13 protein-coding genes are annotated in these 12,298 nt (G+C 74.4%); 9 read left to right on the forward strand and 4 right to left on the reverse strand.

From position 1 onward, the window contains the following. Positions 1-265: 265 nt before the first annotated feature. Together QSJ97_RS19450 and QSJ97_RS19455 are read left to right on the forward strand one after the other, a co-directional pair. Positions 266-1,294: a histone deacetylase family protein gene (locus QSJ97_RS19450; RefSeq protein ID WP_285673786.1), complete on the forward strand. Its 1,029-nt coding sequence runs from the start codon at positions 266-268 to the stop codon at positions 1,292-1,294. A gap of 47 nt (positions 1,295-1,341) precedes the next feature. Beyond that, the gene (locus QSJ97_RS19455; protein WP_285673787.1) at positions 1,342-2,655 is read left to right on the forward strand and encodes a DUF3422 family protein; all 1,314 of its coding nucleotides are present in this window, start codon (positions 1,342-1,344) and stop codon (positions 2,653-2,655) included. A 22-nt stretch (positions 2,656-2,677) separates the two neighbouring features. On the opposite strand, the gene QSJ97_RS19460 is transcribed toward QSJ97_RS19455, so the two are convergent. Both QSJ97_RS19460 and ubiA read right to left on the reverse strand, forming a co-directional pair. Next, entirely contained in the window at positions 2,678-3,448 is a 771-nt protein-coding gene (locus QSJ97_RS19460; protein WP_285673788.1) for a glycine-rich domain-containing protein, read from the reverse strand. Continuing rightward, positions 3,435-4,385, reverse strand: coding sequence for a 4-hydroxybenzoate octaprenyltransferase (gene ubiA / locus QSJ97_RS19465; protein WP_285673789.1), 951 nt, complete (start codon positions 4,383-4,385; stop codon positions 3,435-3,437). The genes QSJ97_RS19460 and ubiA overlap by 14 nt, the downstream gene beginning before the upstream one ends. Before the next feature lie 30 nt (positions 4,386-4,415). Here ubiA and QSJ97_RS19470 point away from each other — a divergent pair, with 30 nt between their 5' ends. Together QSJ97_RS19470 and QSJ97_RS19475 are read left to right on the forward strand one after the other, a co-directional pair. Next, positions 4,416-5,144, forward strand: coding sequence for a 16S rRNA (uracil(1498)-N(3))-methyltransferase (locus QSJ97_RS19470; RefSeq protein WP_285673791.1), 729 nt, complete (start codon positions 4,416-4,418; stop codon positions 5,142-5,144). Then, entirely contained in the window at positions 5,141-5,683 is a 543-nt protein-coding gene (locus QSJ97_RS19475) for a hypothetical protein (RefSeq protein ID WP_285673792.1), read from the forward strand. The genes QSJ97_RS19470 and QSJ97_RS19475 overlap by 4 nt, the downstream gene beginning before the upstream one ends. Positions 5,684-6,182: 499 nt before the next feature. Here QSJ97_RS19475 and QSJ97_RS19480 read toward each other — a convergent pair whose 3' ends face one another. Beyond that, the gene (locus QSJ97_RS19480) at positions 6,183-7,118 is read right to left on the reverse strand and encodes a DMT family transporter (protein ID WP_285673793.1); all 936 of its coding nucleotides are present in this window, start codon (positions 7,116-7,118) and stop codon (positions 6,183-6,185) included. A gap of 203 nt (positions 7,119-7,321) precedes the next feature. Between QSJ97_RS19480 and QSJ97_RS19485 the strand changes: the two genes are divergently transcribed. From QSJ97_RS19485 to QSJ97_RS19500, 4 genes are all read left to right on the forward strand, one after another. Beyond that, on the forward strand, positions 7,322-8,509 hold the full coding sequence (locus QSJ97_RS19485) for a phosphoserine transaminase (protein ID WP_285673794.1): 1,188 nt from the start codon (positions 7,322-7,324) through the stop codon (positions 8,507-8,509). 116 nt (positions 8,510-8,625) lie between these two features. Beyond that, positions 8,626-10,212 carry a phosphoglycerate dehydrogenase gene (gene serA, locus QSJ97_RS19490; protein WP_285673795.1) on the forward strand — a complete coding sequence of 529 codons (1,587 nt, stop codon included), beginning with the start codon at positions 8,626-8,628 and terminating at the stop codon, positions 10,210-10,212. Between the two features lie 495 nt (positions 10,213-10,707). Further along, on the forward strand, positions 10,708-10,986 hold the full coding sequence (locus tag QSJ97_RS19495) for a hypothetical protein (RefSeq protein ID WP_285673796.1): 279 nt from the start codon (positions 10,708-10,710) through the stop codon (positions 10,984-10,986). A gap of 98 nt (positions 10,987-11,084) precedes the next feature. Next, positions 11,085-11,294: a hypothetical protein gene (locus QSJ97_RS19500; RefSeq protein WP_285673797.1), complete on the forward strand. Its 210-nt coding sequence runs from the start codon at positions 11,085-11,087 to the stop codon at positions 11,292-11,294. Between the two features lie 45 nt (positions 11,295-11,339). On the opposite strand, the gene QSJ97_RS19505 is transcribed toward QSJ97_RS19500, so the two are convergent. Beyond that, entirely contained in the window at positions 11,340-11,621 is a 282-nt protein-coding gene (locus tag QSJ97_RS19505) for a hypothetical protein (protein ID WP_285673798.1), read from the reverse strand. Positions 11,622-11,987: 366 nt separating this feature from the next. Here QSJ97_RS19505 and QSJ97_RS19510 point away from each other — a divergent pair, with 366 nt between their 5' ends. Further along, complete coding sequence (locus tag QSJ97_RS19510; RefSeq protein ID WP_285673799.1) at positions 11,988-12,239, forward strand: CDGSH iron-sulfur domain-containing protein; 252 nt, start codon at positions 11,988-11,990, stop codon at positions 12,237-12,239. Positions 12,240-12,298 lie beyond the last annotated feature (59 nt).

The following is a 12,298-nucleotide window of genomic DNA, read 5'->3' on the forward strand; positions in this document are numbered from 1 at the left end:
GGCCTGGCCGGGTGGCGGGCCTCGCCGGGCGGCACCGGGCCGCCGGCACCGGGGCGCAGGCGCCGGGATGCGGGTGGCTGGCTGCAGGCTGCGGGCGCGGGGCCTGGCCGGGCGGCGGGCCTGGCCGGGCGGCGGGCTTTACCAAGTGGCGGGCCTTGCCGGGCGGGGCTGGCGGTGCGGGGGCCGACACGGCTTCGGGCTGCGGCAGGTCGGACATTGCATCGCCTGCCGGCCGCTGCCACTCTCGCGCGAGCGAGGGCGGCCCATGCGTATCTTCCACAACCCCGACCACGACCGGCACGACAGCCGCTCCGAGCTGCATGACGGCCAGCTCGGGCGCAGCTTCGAATGCCCCGAGCGCATGGCGGTGATCCGCGATGCGCTCGCCGCCGCCGGCTTCGCGCCGCCCGCGCCGCCGCCCGCCCCGGTGCCGCGGGCGCTGCTCGAGCGGGTGCATGCGCCAGCCTATCTGGATTTCCTCGAGACCGCCCATGCCCGCTGGGTCGCGGCGTATCGCACGCCGGACGCGATCGCCTTCACCTATCCGGTGCCGGGGCTGCGCCGCACCGCGCCGCCGGCCCCGATCGCCGCGGCGCTCGGCTACTGGAGCTTCTCCGTCGACACCTGCATCACCGAGGGGAGCTGGGGCGCCGCCCGCTCGGCCGCTGCCTGCGCCCGGGCCGCCGCGCTCGCCGCCGCCGAAGGCCCGGCCTTCGCGCTGGCCCGCCCGCCGGGGCACCACGCGCATGGCGATCTCTTCGGCGGCTACTGCTACCTCAACAACGCCGCCATCGCCGCCGAGACGCTGCTGGAGGCCGGTGCCGCCCGCGTCGCGGTGCTCGACATCGACTACCACCACGGCAACGGCACGCAGGCGATCTTCTATGGCCGCGGCGATGTGCTCACCGTCTCGATCCATGCCGACCCGGTGCAGGCCTTCCCGTATTTCCTCGGCCATGCCGACGAGGGCGGCACCGGCGCGGGCGAGGGCTGCAACATGAACCTGCCGCTGCCCGAGGGCACCGCGATCGCGGCCTGGCGCGCGGCGCTCGACACCGCCTGCCGGCGCATCGCCGGGCACGGCGCCGAGGCGCTCGTGGTCTCGCTCGGGGTCGACACCTACGAGGGCGACCCGATCAGCCGCTTCCGCCTCGCGGAGGGGGACTTCCCCGGCATCGGCGCGCGCATCGCCAGGCTGCGGCTGCCGACGGTCTTCGTGATGGAGGGCGGTTATGCCATAGCTGCCCTCGGGCGCAACGTGGCCGGGGTGCTCGGGGGCTTCCTCGGGCGCTGAGGCCGGCCGGCGCCGGCGCGCCGCCAAGCGGAGGGGAACCGAAGACGATGCCGAGGCTGCTGAGCCATCACCCGAAGCGCTATGCGCTGACCAACGAGCTCCACGCCCGGCCGTTCCAGCCGATGCCGGCGCCGGGCCGCGTGACGCATCTGGCGTTCAAGATGCCCGAGAAGGCCGCCGACCGCGACCCGGAGATCGACCGCGCCCATCTGATCGACCTGATCGACCGCCACGGCGGCCCGCATCCGGCCCCCGGCGCCAATCACTATGCCAACGATTTCGGCCGCTTCCGCTTCACCTGGGAGCGGCATACCGAGTTCGTCTCCTATGCGCTCTGGGAGCGCGGCCCGGGCGACGAGCTGTTCGGCGGCGAGCTGGTCGAGCTGTTTCCCGAGGACTGGCTGGCCGCCGCGCCGGGCCGGGTGGTCGCCGCCACCGAGATCGAGATCATCGAGGCCGCGACCCGCGAGCAGGCGCGCCAGCGCATCGAGGCCAGCCTGCTGCGCCGGTTCAACCTCGAGAGCCTCGCGATCGCCGACGTGCTCGACGGCAATGCCTGCGCGCTCGGCGATTTCCGCATCGACCAGGAGGGCTTCACCCGCTTCGCCGTGGTGGTCTACGGCGATGTCGGGCCGCGGCGGACCGGCCGGCTGATCCAGCGGCTGATCGAGATCGAGACCTATCGCAGCGTCGCCATGCTGGCGCTGCCGCTGGCGCGCCGCACCGCGCACCGCCTGAACGAGATCGAGACCCAGCTGACCCGGCTGATCGAGCAGGTGGCGCGCGAGACCGGCGAGCGCCCGGAGGCGACGATCCTGACCGAGCTGACCGCGCTCGCCGCCGAGCTCGAGGCGCTGTCGGCGCGCAGCGCCTTCCGCTTCGGCGCCGGCCGGGCCTATGCGGCGATCGTCGAGGACCGGATCGCCTCGCTGCGCGAGGAGCGCTATGGCGGCTCGCAGCTCTTCTCGGAGTTCATGGCGCGGCGCTTCGCCCCGGCGCAGCGCACCTGCGAGGCGGCGGAGCGGCGGCTCTCGGAGCTGGCGGTGCGCACCAGCCGGATCTCCGAGCTGCTGCGCACCCGGGTCAACTTCGCCGTGGAGGCGCAGAACCAGCAGCTGCTCGAATCGATGGACCGGCGCGCCGCGCTGCAGCTGCGCCTGCAGCAGACCGTGGAGGGGCTGTCGGTGGTGGCCATCAGCTACTACGCCGTCAGCCTGGCGAGCTATCTGCTGGTGCCGCTGGCCAAGGCGGCGGGGATCTCGAAGGAGCTGCTGACCGCCGCCGTGGCGGTGCCGGTGATCGCCGGGGTCTGGGCCTTCGTGCGCCGCATCCGCAAGGGGATCGAGCACGGCGGCGAGTGAACGCGCCGCCGGGCCGGGCGGCTCAGTCGCCGCCGCAGCCGCCGCCGTCGCCATCGCCGCCGTCGCCGCCATCCGAAGCATCGGATCCGACGCCGACCTCGACCGCAAAGGCCTGCGCGCCGCCGAGCCCGAGCAGCGCGCCGAGGGTCATCGCTCCGCCGACCAGCATCAGGAAGGCGCCGAAGCCGAGGGGCAGCGACCAGCCGGCGCCGATCCCGCCGGCGAAGAGCAGGCTGCCGGCCGACATCATCGCCGGCGCCGCGATCAGGCGCCGCGGCATCGCCCGCTCGCCGTGCGGCGCGAACAGCCTCGGCTCGCTCCCCGCGGCGAAGCGCCCCTCGGGATGCGGCCAGAAGCGCAGCGGCGGGTCCTCGCCGAAGACCCGGCGGTAGCTCGTCAGGGTCCTGGCATAGTCGGCCTTCAGCCGCGCCGCCTCCGCCCTGCCGCCGCCGGAGGGGCGGTGGTGCAGCGGCCGGCCGAGCACATCGCCGCAGAAGCGCTCCCAGTAGCCCCGGGTGTCGGCCAGATGGGCATGCCAGACCAGATCCACCGCCACCGAGGGCACCGCCCGGTGCGGCACCAGCACCGCGAGATAGGCGAAGCGGCGGTACTCCGCGATCGCCGCCTCGGCGGTGCTGCGGCGCCAGCGGCACAGCGCCGCCAGCCGCTCGGCGAAGCCGCGCTCGGGAGGCCGCGCCCCGGGCTCGGGATCGTGGTCGAAATCATAGCCGGCGACCCGCTCCCAGAGGGCGGGGTCCGGCAGCGCCGGCTGGCTGCGGCTAGAAGAGCGCATCCAGGAACAGCCCCGCGGCGAAGGCGAGCCCGCCATAGCGCGTCTGCCGGAACAGCTGCAGGCAGAGCTCGGGGTCCTCGGTGTCGAGCCGGCGGAGCTGCGAGACCATCTGGCCGACCAGCCCGGCAAGGCCCAGCAGCCCGAACAGCCCGCCGCCCGCCACCAGCACCGCCAGCGCCCCCAGCAGCGCCACCGCGGCCGAGAAGATCTGCAGCCATGTGACGGTGTCGTCCTCGAACAGGCGGGCGGTGGACTTGACGCCGATCAGCGCGTCGTCCTCGCGGTCCTGATGCGCATAGATCGTGTCGTAGTGCAGCGTCCAGGCGATGCCGGCGAGATAGGCCAGGATCGCCGCCAGCCCGAGGCTGCCGCCATGCGCCGCATAGAGCAGCAGCGCGCCCCAGTTGAAGGCGATGCCGAGGAACACCTGCGGCCACCAGGTGAAGCGCTTGGCGAAGGGATAGACCGCCACCGGCACCAGCGCGAGCACGCCGAGCGCCACCGCGAGGTCGTTGAAGGTGAGCAGGATCAGGAACGAGACCAGCGACTGCGCCACCGCCCAGAGCACGGCATTGGCGGCCGAGACCTGGCCGCTCGGCAGCGGGCGCGAGCGGGTGCGGTCGACCTTGGCGTCGATGTCGCGGTCCACCAGGTCGTTCCAGGTGCAGCCGGCGCCGCGCATCAGCAGCGCGCCGATGGTGCAGGCCGGGAACAGCCAGAGATCGACCCAGGCCCAGCCCTCGGCGTTCGCCGCCAGCAGGATGCCCCACCAGCAGGGCAGCAGCAGCAGCCAGGTGCCGATCGGCCGGTCCATCCGGCTGAGCCGCATGAACGGTCGCCAGCGCTCCGGCGCGAAGGCGTCGACCCAGTTGCGGGCGGTGGCGTCCTTGACCCTTCCCTCGGGCAGGGCGACGCGGTTTATTGGCAGCTCCTCCATGGCCCCGGATATCGCACGAGAGGCAGAAGAATGCAGCCGAAAATACGCCTCCATGTCGATCTTCCGCTGGCTGCGGAGGCCGAGGTCGGGCTGGCCCGCGAACAGGCCCACTACCTGTTCTCGGTGATGCGCCTCGCGGCCGGCGACCGGGTCGCGCTGTTCAACGGGCGGGACGGCGAATGGGCCGCCGAGGTGGTCTCCGCCGGCAAGCGCGCCGGGGTGCTGGCCTGCCGCGAGCGGCTGCGGCAGCAGACCGTGCTGCCCGATCTCTGGCTGCTGTTCGCGCCGCTCAAGAAGGCGCGGACCGATTTCGTCGCCGAGAAGGCCTGCGAGATGGGCTGCGCGCGGCTCTGGCCGGTGTTCACGCAGCACACCAATGCCGAGCGGGTGCGCCCGGACCGGCTGCGCGCCCATGCCGTGGAGGCGGCCGAGCAATGCGGCCTGCTCGCGGTGCCCGAGGTCGCCGAGCCCTGCCCGCTCGCGGCGGCGCTGGCGGGCTGGGACCCGGCGCGCCGGCTGCTGTTCTGCGACGAGCGCGGCGGCGGCGTGCCGGCCTTCGCGGCGGTGCAGGCCGCCGGCCCCGGCCCCTGGGCGGTGCTGGTCGGGCCCGAGGGCGGCTTCTCCGAGGCCGAGGCGGAGCGGCTGCGCGCCCTGCCCTTCGCCCATGCCGCCAGCCTCGGGCCGCGCATCCTGCGCGCCGACACCGCGGCGGTGGCGGCGCTGGCGCTGCTGCAGGCCGCCGCGGGCGACTGGCGATGATCCCGGAGAAGCTCGCCCGGCTCCTGCCCTGGGCGGAGCCGCTGGCCACCGGGCTCGCGGCGCTCTGGCTCGGCTGGATCGGGGCCGGGCACGCCGCGGCGGGCAACGTGTTCGCGCTGCTGCCGCTGCTCGGCGCGGCGGCGGCCGGGACCTGGGCCTGGGCCTCGGCGCGGCGGCTCAGGCTGCGGCTGCGCCAGGCCGGGCTCGGCCCCGGCCTGGTGCAGATCGAGGAGGGCCGGGTGATCTATTTCGGCCCCGAGACCGGCGGCGTCGCGGCGCTCGACCTGCTCTCGGCGATCCTCGTGGTGGCGGATGCCGAGGGCGGTGTGGCGCGCTGGGTGCTCGAGGACGAGCGCGGCGGGCGGCTCGAGATCCCCGGCGGCGCGCTCCGGGCCGAGCGGCTGCCCGACCTCTTCGGCGCCCTGCCCGGCTTCGCCCCGGACGCGGTGCTGCGGGCCCTGGCCACGGCACGCGCCGAGGGGCGGGCCGCCCCGGTCTGGCGCCGCCCGGCAACCGGCCCGCGGATCGTGCGCGGCTGAGGCCGGCCCGGAGCGGCTGAGGGCCAGCCAAGGGCGACCCGCGGCGGCAGAGGGCAGCCCAAGGCAGCAAAGGGCGACCCACGGCGGCAAAGGGCGGCCCATGGCGGCAAAGGGCGGCCCGCGGTGGCAATGGGTAGCCCGCGGCGGCAAAGGGTAGCCCGCGGTGGCAAAGGGTAGCCCGCGGTGGCAATGGGCGACCCGTGGCAGCAGAGGGCAGCCCGTGGCGGCAAAGGGCGGCCCGCGGCGGCTGAGGGCGGCCCGGAGCGGCTAAGGGCGGCCCACGGCAGCCGAAGGGCGGCCCGCGGTGGCAACGGGCGGCCCATGGCGGCAAAGGGCGGCCCGCGGTGGCAATGGGTAGCCCACGGCGGCAATGGGCGGCCCATCGCGGCAAAGGGCGGCCCATCGCGGCAATGGGCGATCCGTGGCAGCAGAGGGCGGCCCGGAGCGGCTGAGGGCGACCCGCCGCGGTAAAGGGCGGCAGAGGGCGGCGGAAGGCGGATCAGCCCCGCGGGACGGCGCCGCGGCGCAGCCCGATCAGGTTCTGCGCCAGCCCGAGCCCGGCGAGGATCAGCACCGCCGCCACCGCCAGCCGCGGCGAGGGCGTCTCGCCCAGCACCGCCCAGCCGAACAGCACCGCCCAGATCGGCACCTGGTAGTTCACGTTGGACAGGAACCCCGGCCCGGCCGAGCGGATCACCTGCAGCAGCATCACCGTGGCCAGCGCGGTCGGCGCGATGCCGAGATAGACCAGCGCCGCCAGCCCCTCCGGGCTCGCCTCCGCCGCCAGCGGGTCCTCGAGCAGGAAGGCCAGCGGCAGCACCATGATCGCGGCGATCATCAGCGCCGCGGCGGCGAAGGGCAGCAGCCCGAGCTGCGGCGCGCGCTTCGAGACGATCGAGCCCGAGGCATAGCCCAGCGCGGTCAGCAGGCAGGCGCCGATCGCCAGCGCCACCGGCGAATCGGAGCCGGCCGGATCGGGCGCGGCGAAGGCGGCCGGGCCGATCAGCACCAGCACGCCGCAGAAGCCGAGGCCGAAGCCGGCCACCTTGCGCGGCGTGATCCGGTCTCCCGGCACGAAGACATGCGCCAGCGGCAGCACGAAGAGCGGCACCGTCGCCATCAGCACCCCGGCCAGCCCCGAGGGAATGTGGCGCTGCGCCCAGGCGAGGCTGGTGAAGGGCATCGCGTTGGCGAGGAAGGCGACCGCCGCGGCGGCGAGCCAGAAGCCGCGCTGCTCGGCGGTGGCGAAGCCCGGCAGCCGGCGCCCGGTGGCCCGCATCACCCCGAGCAGCATCGCCGCGCCGAGCGCCAGCCGCACCCCGGCGATGGTCAGCGGCGTGAATTCCCGCGCCGCCACCGTGGTCGCCATGAAGGCCGCGCCCCAGATCATTCCGAGGCACAGCAGGAAGGCCCAGTCGCGGCGGGTGGCGGACATCGGTACTCCTGGGGCTGCCCCCCCGCCGCAGCGCGGCGCACCGGCAGCGGCCACGGGAGGGATGCGACACACTGTCGGCGCTAGCCGACATCACCCGCTTGCGCAAGCCCGCGCCGCCTGCTAGCTGAGCGGTGGGCGCGTCGCCGGGTATGGGCAAGCGGCGGCGGGCTCAGCGATCTTGCCCTGACGATGGAGCGCGTCTCATGACGTTCCCCGAGAAGGCCGCCGCGCGGCCTGCGCAGAAACCTGCGCGTCCCGAGTTTTCCTCCGGTCCCTGTGCCAAGCGTCCCGGCTGGTCCGCCGCCCGCATCGCCGAGCTGGCGATGCTCGGCCGCTCGCACCGGGCCAAGGCGCCGAAGGCGCAGCTCGCCGCCGCCATCGAGCGCACCCACCGGCTGCTCGGCCTGCCCGAGGACTACCGCATCGGCATCGTGCCGGCCTCCGATACCGGCGCCTTCGAGATGGCGATGTGGACGATGATGGGCGCCGCCCCGGTCGACATGCTGGCCTGGGAGAGCTTCGGCAAGGGCTGGATCACCGATGCGGTGAAGCAGCTCCGGCTGGCCGACTGCCGCACTCTCGAGGCGCCCTATGGCGCGCTGCCGGACCTCGCCGCGGTGCGCCCCGATGCCGATATCGCCTTCACCTGGAACGGCACCACCTCCGGCGCCCGGGTGCCGGATGCCGACTGGATTCCCGCCGACCGGCAGGGGCTGACCTTCTGCGACGCCACCTCCGCCGCCTTCGCGCAGGCGATCGACTGGCCGAAGATCGACGTCGCCACCTTCTCCTGGCAGAAGGTGATGGGCGGCGAGGCGGCGCATGGCATGCTGGTGCTCTCGCCCCGCGCGGTGGCGCGGCTGGAGAGCTTCGTGCCGGACCGGCCGCTGCCCAAGGTGTTCCGCCTCACCAAGGGCGGCAAGCTGATCGAGGGCGTGTTCCGCGGCGAGACCATCAACACCCCCTCGATGCTCGCGGTGGCGGACTATACCGACGCGCTCGACTGGGCCGAGGAGATCGGCGGGCTGGCGGCGCTGACCAGCCGCGCCGACGCCAATTTCGCGGCGCTGCAGGGCTGGGTCGAGGAGACCCCCTGGGTCGAGAACCTGGTGGCCGAGCCGGCGTATCGCTCGAACACCTCGGTCTGCCTGAAGATCGTCGACCCGGCGGTGGCGGCGCTCGACGAGGCCGGCCAGCGCGCCTTCGCCAAGCGGATGGTGGCGGCGCTCGAGGCCGAGGACGTGGCCTATGACATCGGCGGCTACCGCGATGCGCCTCCGGGCCTGCGGATCTGGTGCGGCGCGACGGTGGACACCGCCGATGTCGCCCGGCTGACGCCCTGGCTCGACTGGGCCTTCGCCGCCGCCCGCGCCGAGCTCGCCGCCGCCTGAGCCGGCCCGCGGCCGCGCCGCGCCCCTTCCAGATGCCGCGCGCGCCGGGCAGCCGGCGCCCGCAGCCTGTTCCCCTCGCATCGACCGCGCCCGCGGGCGCACAGGAGACGTTCCCCATGCCCAAGGTTCTGATTTCCGACAAGCTGTCCGACGCCGCCGTCGCGATCTTCCGCGACCACGGGATCGAGACCGATTTCGAGCCCGATCTCGGCAAGGACCCCGCCGCCCTGAAGGCGCGCATCGGCGCCTATGACGGGCTCGCCGTGCGCTCCGCCACCAAGGCGACCGCCGAGATCATCGCCGCCGCCGACAATCTCCGGGTGATCGGCCGCGCCGGGATCGGCGTCGACAACATCGACATCCCCGCCGCCTCGGCCCGCGGCATCGTGGTGATGAACACCCCGTTCGGCAACTCGATCACCACCGCCGAGCACGCCATCGCGATGATGATGTCGCTGTGCCGCCAGATCCCGGAGGCCAACGCCTCGACCCATGCCGGCAAGTGGGAGAAGTCCCGCTTCATGGGCACCGAGATCACCGGCAAGACCCTCGGCGTGATCGGCTGCGGCAATATCGGCTCGGTGGTGGCCAGCCGCGGCATCGGGCTGAAGATGAAGGTGATCGCCTACGACCCCTTCCTCAGCGAGGACCGGGCCCGCGATCTCGGCGTCGAGAAGGTCGAGCTGGTCGATCTGCTGGCCCGCGCCGACGTGGTGACGCTGCACCTGCCGAAGACCGAGAAGACCGCCAACATCCTCTCGGCCGAGCGCATCCGGCTGATGAAGCCCGGCGCCCGGCTGATCAACTGCGCCCGCGGCGGGCTGGTCGACGAGGACGCGGTGGCCGAGGCGCTGAAGGAGGGCCGCCTCGCCGGCGCCGCCTTCGACGTCTTCGCCAGGGAGCCGGCCAGGGAGAACCCGCTCTTCGGCCTGCCCAACGTGGTGGTCACCCCGCATCTCGGCGCGGCGACGGCGGAGGCGCAGGAGAACGTGGCGCTGCAGGTCGCCGAGCAGATGTCGGACTATCTGCTCAAGGGCGCGATCTCCAACGCGATCAACGCGCCCTCGATCACCGCCGAGGAGGCGCCACTGCTCAAGCCCTGGGTGCGGGTCGCCGAGGTGCTCGGCGCCTTCGCCGGGCAGCTCACCGAGGAGCCGATCTCGGCGCTGGAGATCGAGTATGTCGGCAAGGTCGCCGATCTCAACCTGAAGCCGCTGACCGCGGCGCTCACCGCGGCGCTGCTCACGCCGCAGCTCGGCGCCGGCGTCAACATGGTCTCCGCCCCGGTGCTGGCGCGCGAGCGGGGGATGCAGATCGCCGAGACCCGCCGCGACGCCCAGGGCGCCTACGGCACCTATATCCGGCTGCTGATCACCACCCCGGCCAAGACCCGCTCGGTGGCGGCGACGCTGTTCTCCGACGGCCGGCCGCGCTTCATCCAGATCAAGGGGATCGGCATGGAGGCCGAGCCGATGCCCTACATGCTCTACACCGTCAACACCGACGAGCCCGGCTTCATCGGCGCGCTCGGCATGAAGACCGGCGAGATCGGCGTCAACATCGCCACCTTCCATCTCGGCCGCGCGGCCAAGGGCGGCGAGGCGATCACCCTGCTCGGCGTCGACGAGCCGCTCTCCGCGAAGGTGCTGGAGGAGATCGCCGCCCTGCCGCAGGTGCACGAGGCCCGCGCGCTGGTGTTCTGAGCCGGCCCGCCGGGGCGGCCGCCCCGATGCCCGCCCCCCTGCCCCTAGCGGTGCCTGCCCGGCGGGGCGGGCACCGCGCCCATCCCCCTGGGCGCTCCGCCCGCCGCGGTGCCGTTTTCGTCTCCGTCAGGGGCCCCAGGCCGTTCACGGAGGCGGAGATGACCCACTGCACCCGCATCGCCGCCGCGCCGGCCCTTGCCGGCGGGCCGGGCGCATCCCCCGCCGCGGCGGAATTCCTCGGCGCCTGCGGTGATCTCGCCAGCCACCACGAGGCCGCCGGGAACGGCCCGCAGGCGGCGCTCCCGGTGCCCGGCCGGCGCATCGGCACCGCGGTGTTGGGGGAGCGTCCGCCGCCCCTGCGGGCGCGGCCTCGCAGCGCCGCGCCGCCCAGAGCCCGCGCGGCCAGGGCTCGGCGCCAAGACCGGGGCCGGGGATTTCCGCCGGCAGCACGGGGGCGGTCCCGCCGCCTCCATCCGCGCGGCGGAGCGCGCCGGGATGGTGCTGGCCGGCCGGGCCCTCGGCGGCAGCGAGGCGCTGTCCTGCATCGCGCTGGCCGACGCCGGGCGGTTCGGGGGCTTCGCGATGCCCGGCGCCGCGCCAGAGCGCACCGGCACCGGCAACGCCGCCTTGTGGGTCTGGTATCGCCGCGACGCCGCCGACGGCTTCGCCGCCTGCTTCACATCGGGCCGCTGCTCGGCCGGGCCGGAAGGATCACCGGCTTCGCCGGGTGGATGCTGGCGGACCAGACCTAGAAAGCCATTGATTATATTGTAATAATTCCGGAAGCGACCGACGCCGCGACGAGCGCGCCGCGGAACGCCGCCGGGGCGCATGAGGGTCACGGCGCGCGGCGCACCGGGCGCGCGGGACCGGTGCCGCTGCCCCATCTGGGGCGCGGCGAATGGCGCGCGCTGGTCCCGTCCCGGGCCGCCGGGCACACGCCTTCGGCCACGGTCTCGGCCGCGGCCACCGTCACGGTCTCGGCCATGGTCTGGGCCAGCCGCGCCGCGCATGTCGGCTTCCGGAAAGATCCGGAGCCGTTCAACGCCGGGCCGGCCGGCTTCCGAGCCGGGCTCGGCTGACCGGCCGCGCGCCCGGCGGGCTCACCACCGGGCGCTGCAAGCCCTTCATTCCTCGGCGAAAATCCCGCGCGCGATGGCCAGGAGCTCGTCGGCCGCGGTGAAGTTCCGGTCGGCGCAGCGGCTCTCGGCCAGCGCGATCAGCTCCTCGCCGGCGGTGCGCGCCTTGTCGCTGACCGAGGCGGCGGCAGCGGCCTCACCGGCATCGGCGAGGGCGCGGGTGCAGCTCTTCGCATCGGTCACCACGGCGCTCGCGGCATTGGCGGCGGGCAGGACGGTGAGGGCAGGCAGGGCGGCCACGAGGGCGGCGAGAAGGGCGATGCGGCGCATCGGCAACGGTCTCCGGGGCGCTCCGGCCGGACCATCCGGCCCCTGGCGCAGCGCGGAAATGGGCGGCGCCGGGGCCCGCGAAAAGGGGTGCGACAGCCTGCCGCAGGCGCGCGCCGGGCAGCGCCCGGACCGGGCGCCTGCGGCCGGGTTTCGCGGGCCGGTTTCGCGGGCGGACAGATGTTCGCTTCCGATGTTCGCCCCGGCAGGGAAAGTTCCGGCGAACCATCGGCCCGCGAACCTCCGCACGAACCCCGAACGAACCTCGCACGAACCTCCGCACGAACCCCGGGCCGGCCCTCCGCGCTGGACGCCGCGGCCAGCGGTGCTAGCCTCTCCGCGCAGCCCCAGCCAGTCGGAGGACAGACGATGAGCGAGGAGAAAGCCGCCCCGGTGGTGGCGCAGACGGCGCCCTACCCGGTCGAGGTCGAGGCCGGCAAGCCCCTGTTCTGGTGCGCCTGCGGGCGCTCGGCGAACCAGCCGTTCTGCGATGGCGGCCACAAGGGCACCGGGCTGACCCCGGTGAAGCACGTGCCGGAGAAGGACGGCCGCGTCTTCCTCTGCGGCTGCAAGCAGACCGGCAACGCCCCGCTCTGCGACGGCAGCCACAAGGCGCTCTGAGCCCGCCCCGGAAACGCCGCCCGAAACCCGCCCCCGCAACGCATCCCGGAGCGGCGCCC

This window comes from Paralimibaculum aggregatum, from assembly GCF_030270585.1.
In the GTDB taxonomy this organism is placed as follows: Bacteria; Pseudomonadota; Alphaproteobacteria; order Rhodobacterales; family Rhodobacteraceae; genus Thermohalobaculum; species Thermohalobaculum aggregatum.

Bases quoted from the DNA above. Each gene is read 5' to 3' on its own strand.
- QSJ97_RS19475 (WP_285673792.1), top strand. From the start codon at position 5,141: ATGATCCCGGAGAAGCTCGCCCGGCTCCTGCCCTGGGCGGAGCCGCTG.
- QSJ97_RS19470 (WP_285673791.1), top strand. From the start codon at position 4,416: ATGCAGCCGAAAATACGCCTCCATGTCGATCTTCCGCTGGCTGCGGAG.
- QSJ97_RS19510 (WP_285673799.1), top strand. From the start codon at position 11,988: ATGAGCGAGGAGAAAGCCGCCCCGGTGGTGGCGCAGACGGCGCCCTAC.
- QSJ97_RS19450 (WP_285673786.1), top strand. From the start codon at position 266: ATGCGTATCTTCCACAACCCCGACCACGACCGGCACGACAGCCGCTCC.
- serA (WP_285673795.1), top strand. From the start codon at position 8,626: ATGCCCAAGGTTCTGATTTCCGACAAGCTGTCCGACGCCGCCGTCGCG.
- QSJ97_RS19460 (WP_285673788.1), bottom strand. From the start codon at position 3,448: ATGCGCTCTTCTAGCCGCAGCCAGCCGGCGCTGCCGGACCCCGCCCTC.
- QSJ97_RS19495 (WP_285673796.1), top strand. From the start codon at position 10,708: ATGGTGCTGGCCGGCCGGGCCCTCGGCGGCAGCGAGGCGCTGTCCTGC.
- ubiA (WP_285673789.1), bottom strand. From the start codon at position 4,385: ATGGAGGAGCTGCCAATAAACCGCGTCGCCCTGCCCGAGGGAAGGGTC.
- QSJ97_RS19485 (WP_285673794.1), top strand. From the start codon at position 7,322: ATGACGTTCCCCGAGAAGGCCGCCGCGCGGCCTGCGCAGAAACCTGCG.
- QSJ97_RS19505 (WP_285673798.1), bottom strand. From the start codon at position 11,621: ATGCGCCGCATCGCCCTTCTCGCCGCCCTCGTGGCCGCCCTGCCTGCC.
- QSJ97_RS19480 (WP_285673793.1), bottom strand. From the start codon at position 7,118: ATGTCCGCCACCCGCCGCGACTGGGCCTTCCTGCTGTGCCTCGGAATG.
- QSJ97_RS19455 (WP_285673787.1), top strand. From the start codon at position 1,342: ATGCCGAGGCTGCTGAGCCATCACCCGAAGCGCTATGCGCTGACCAAC.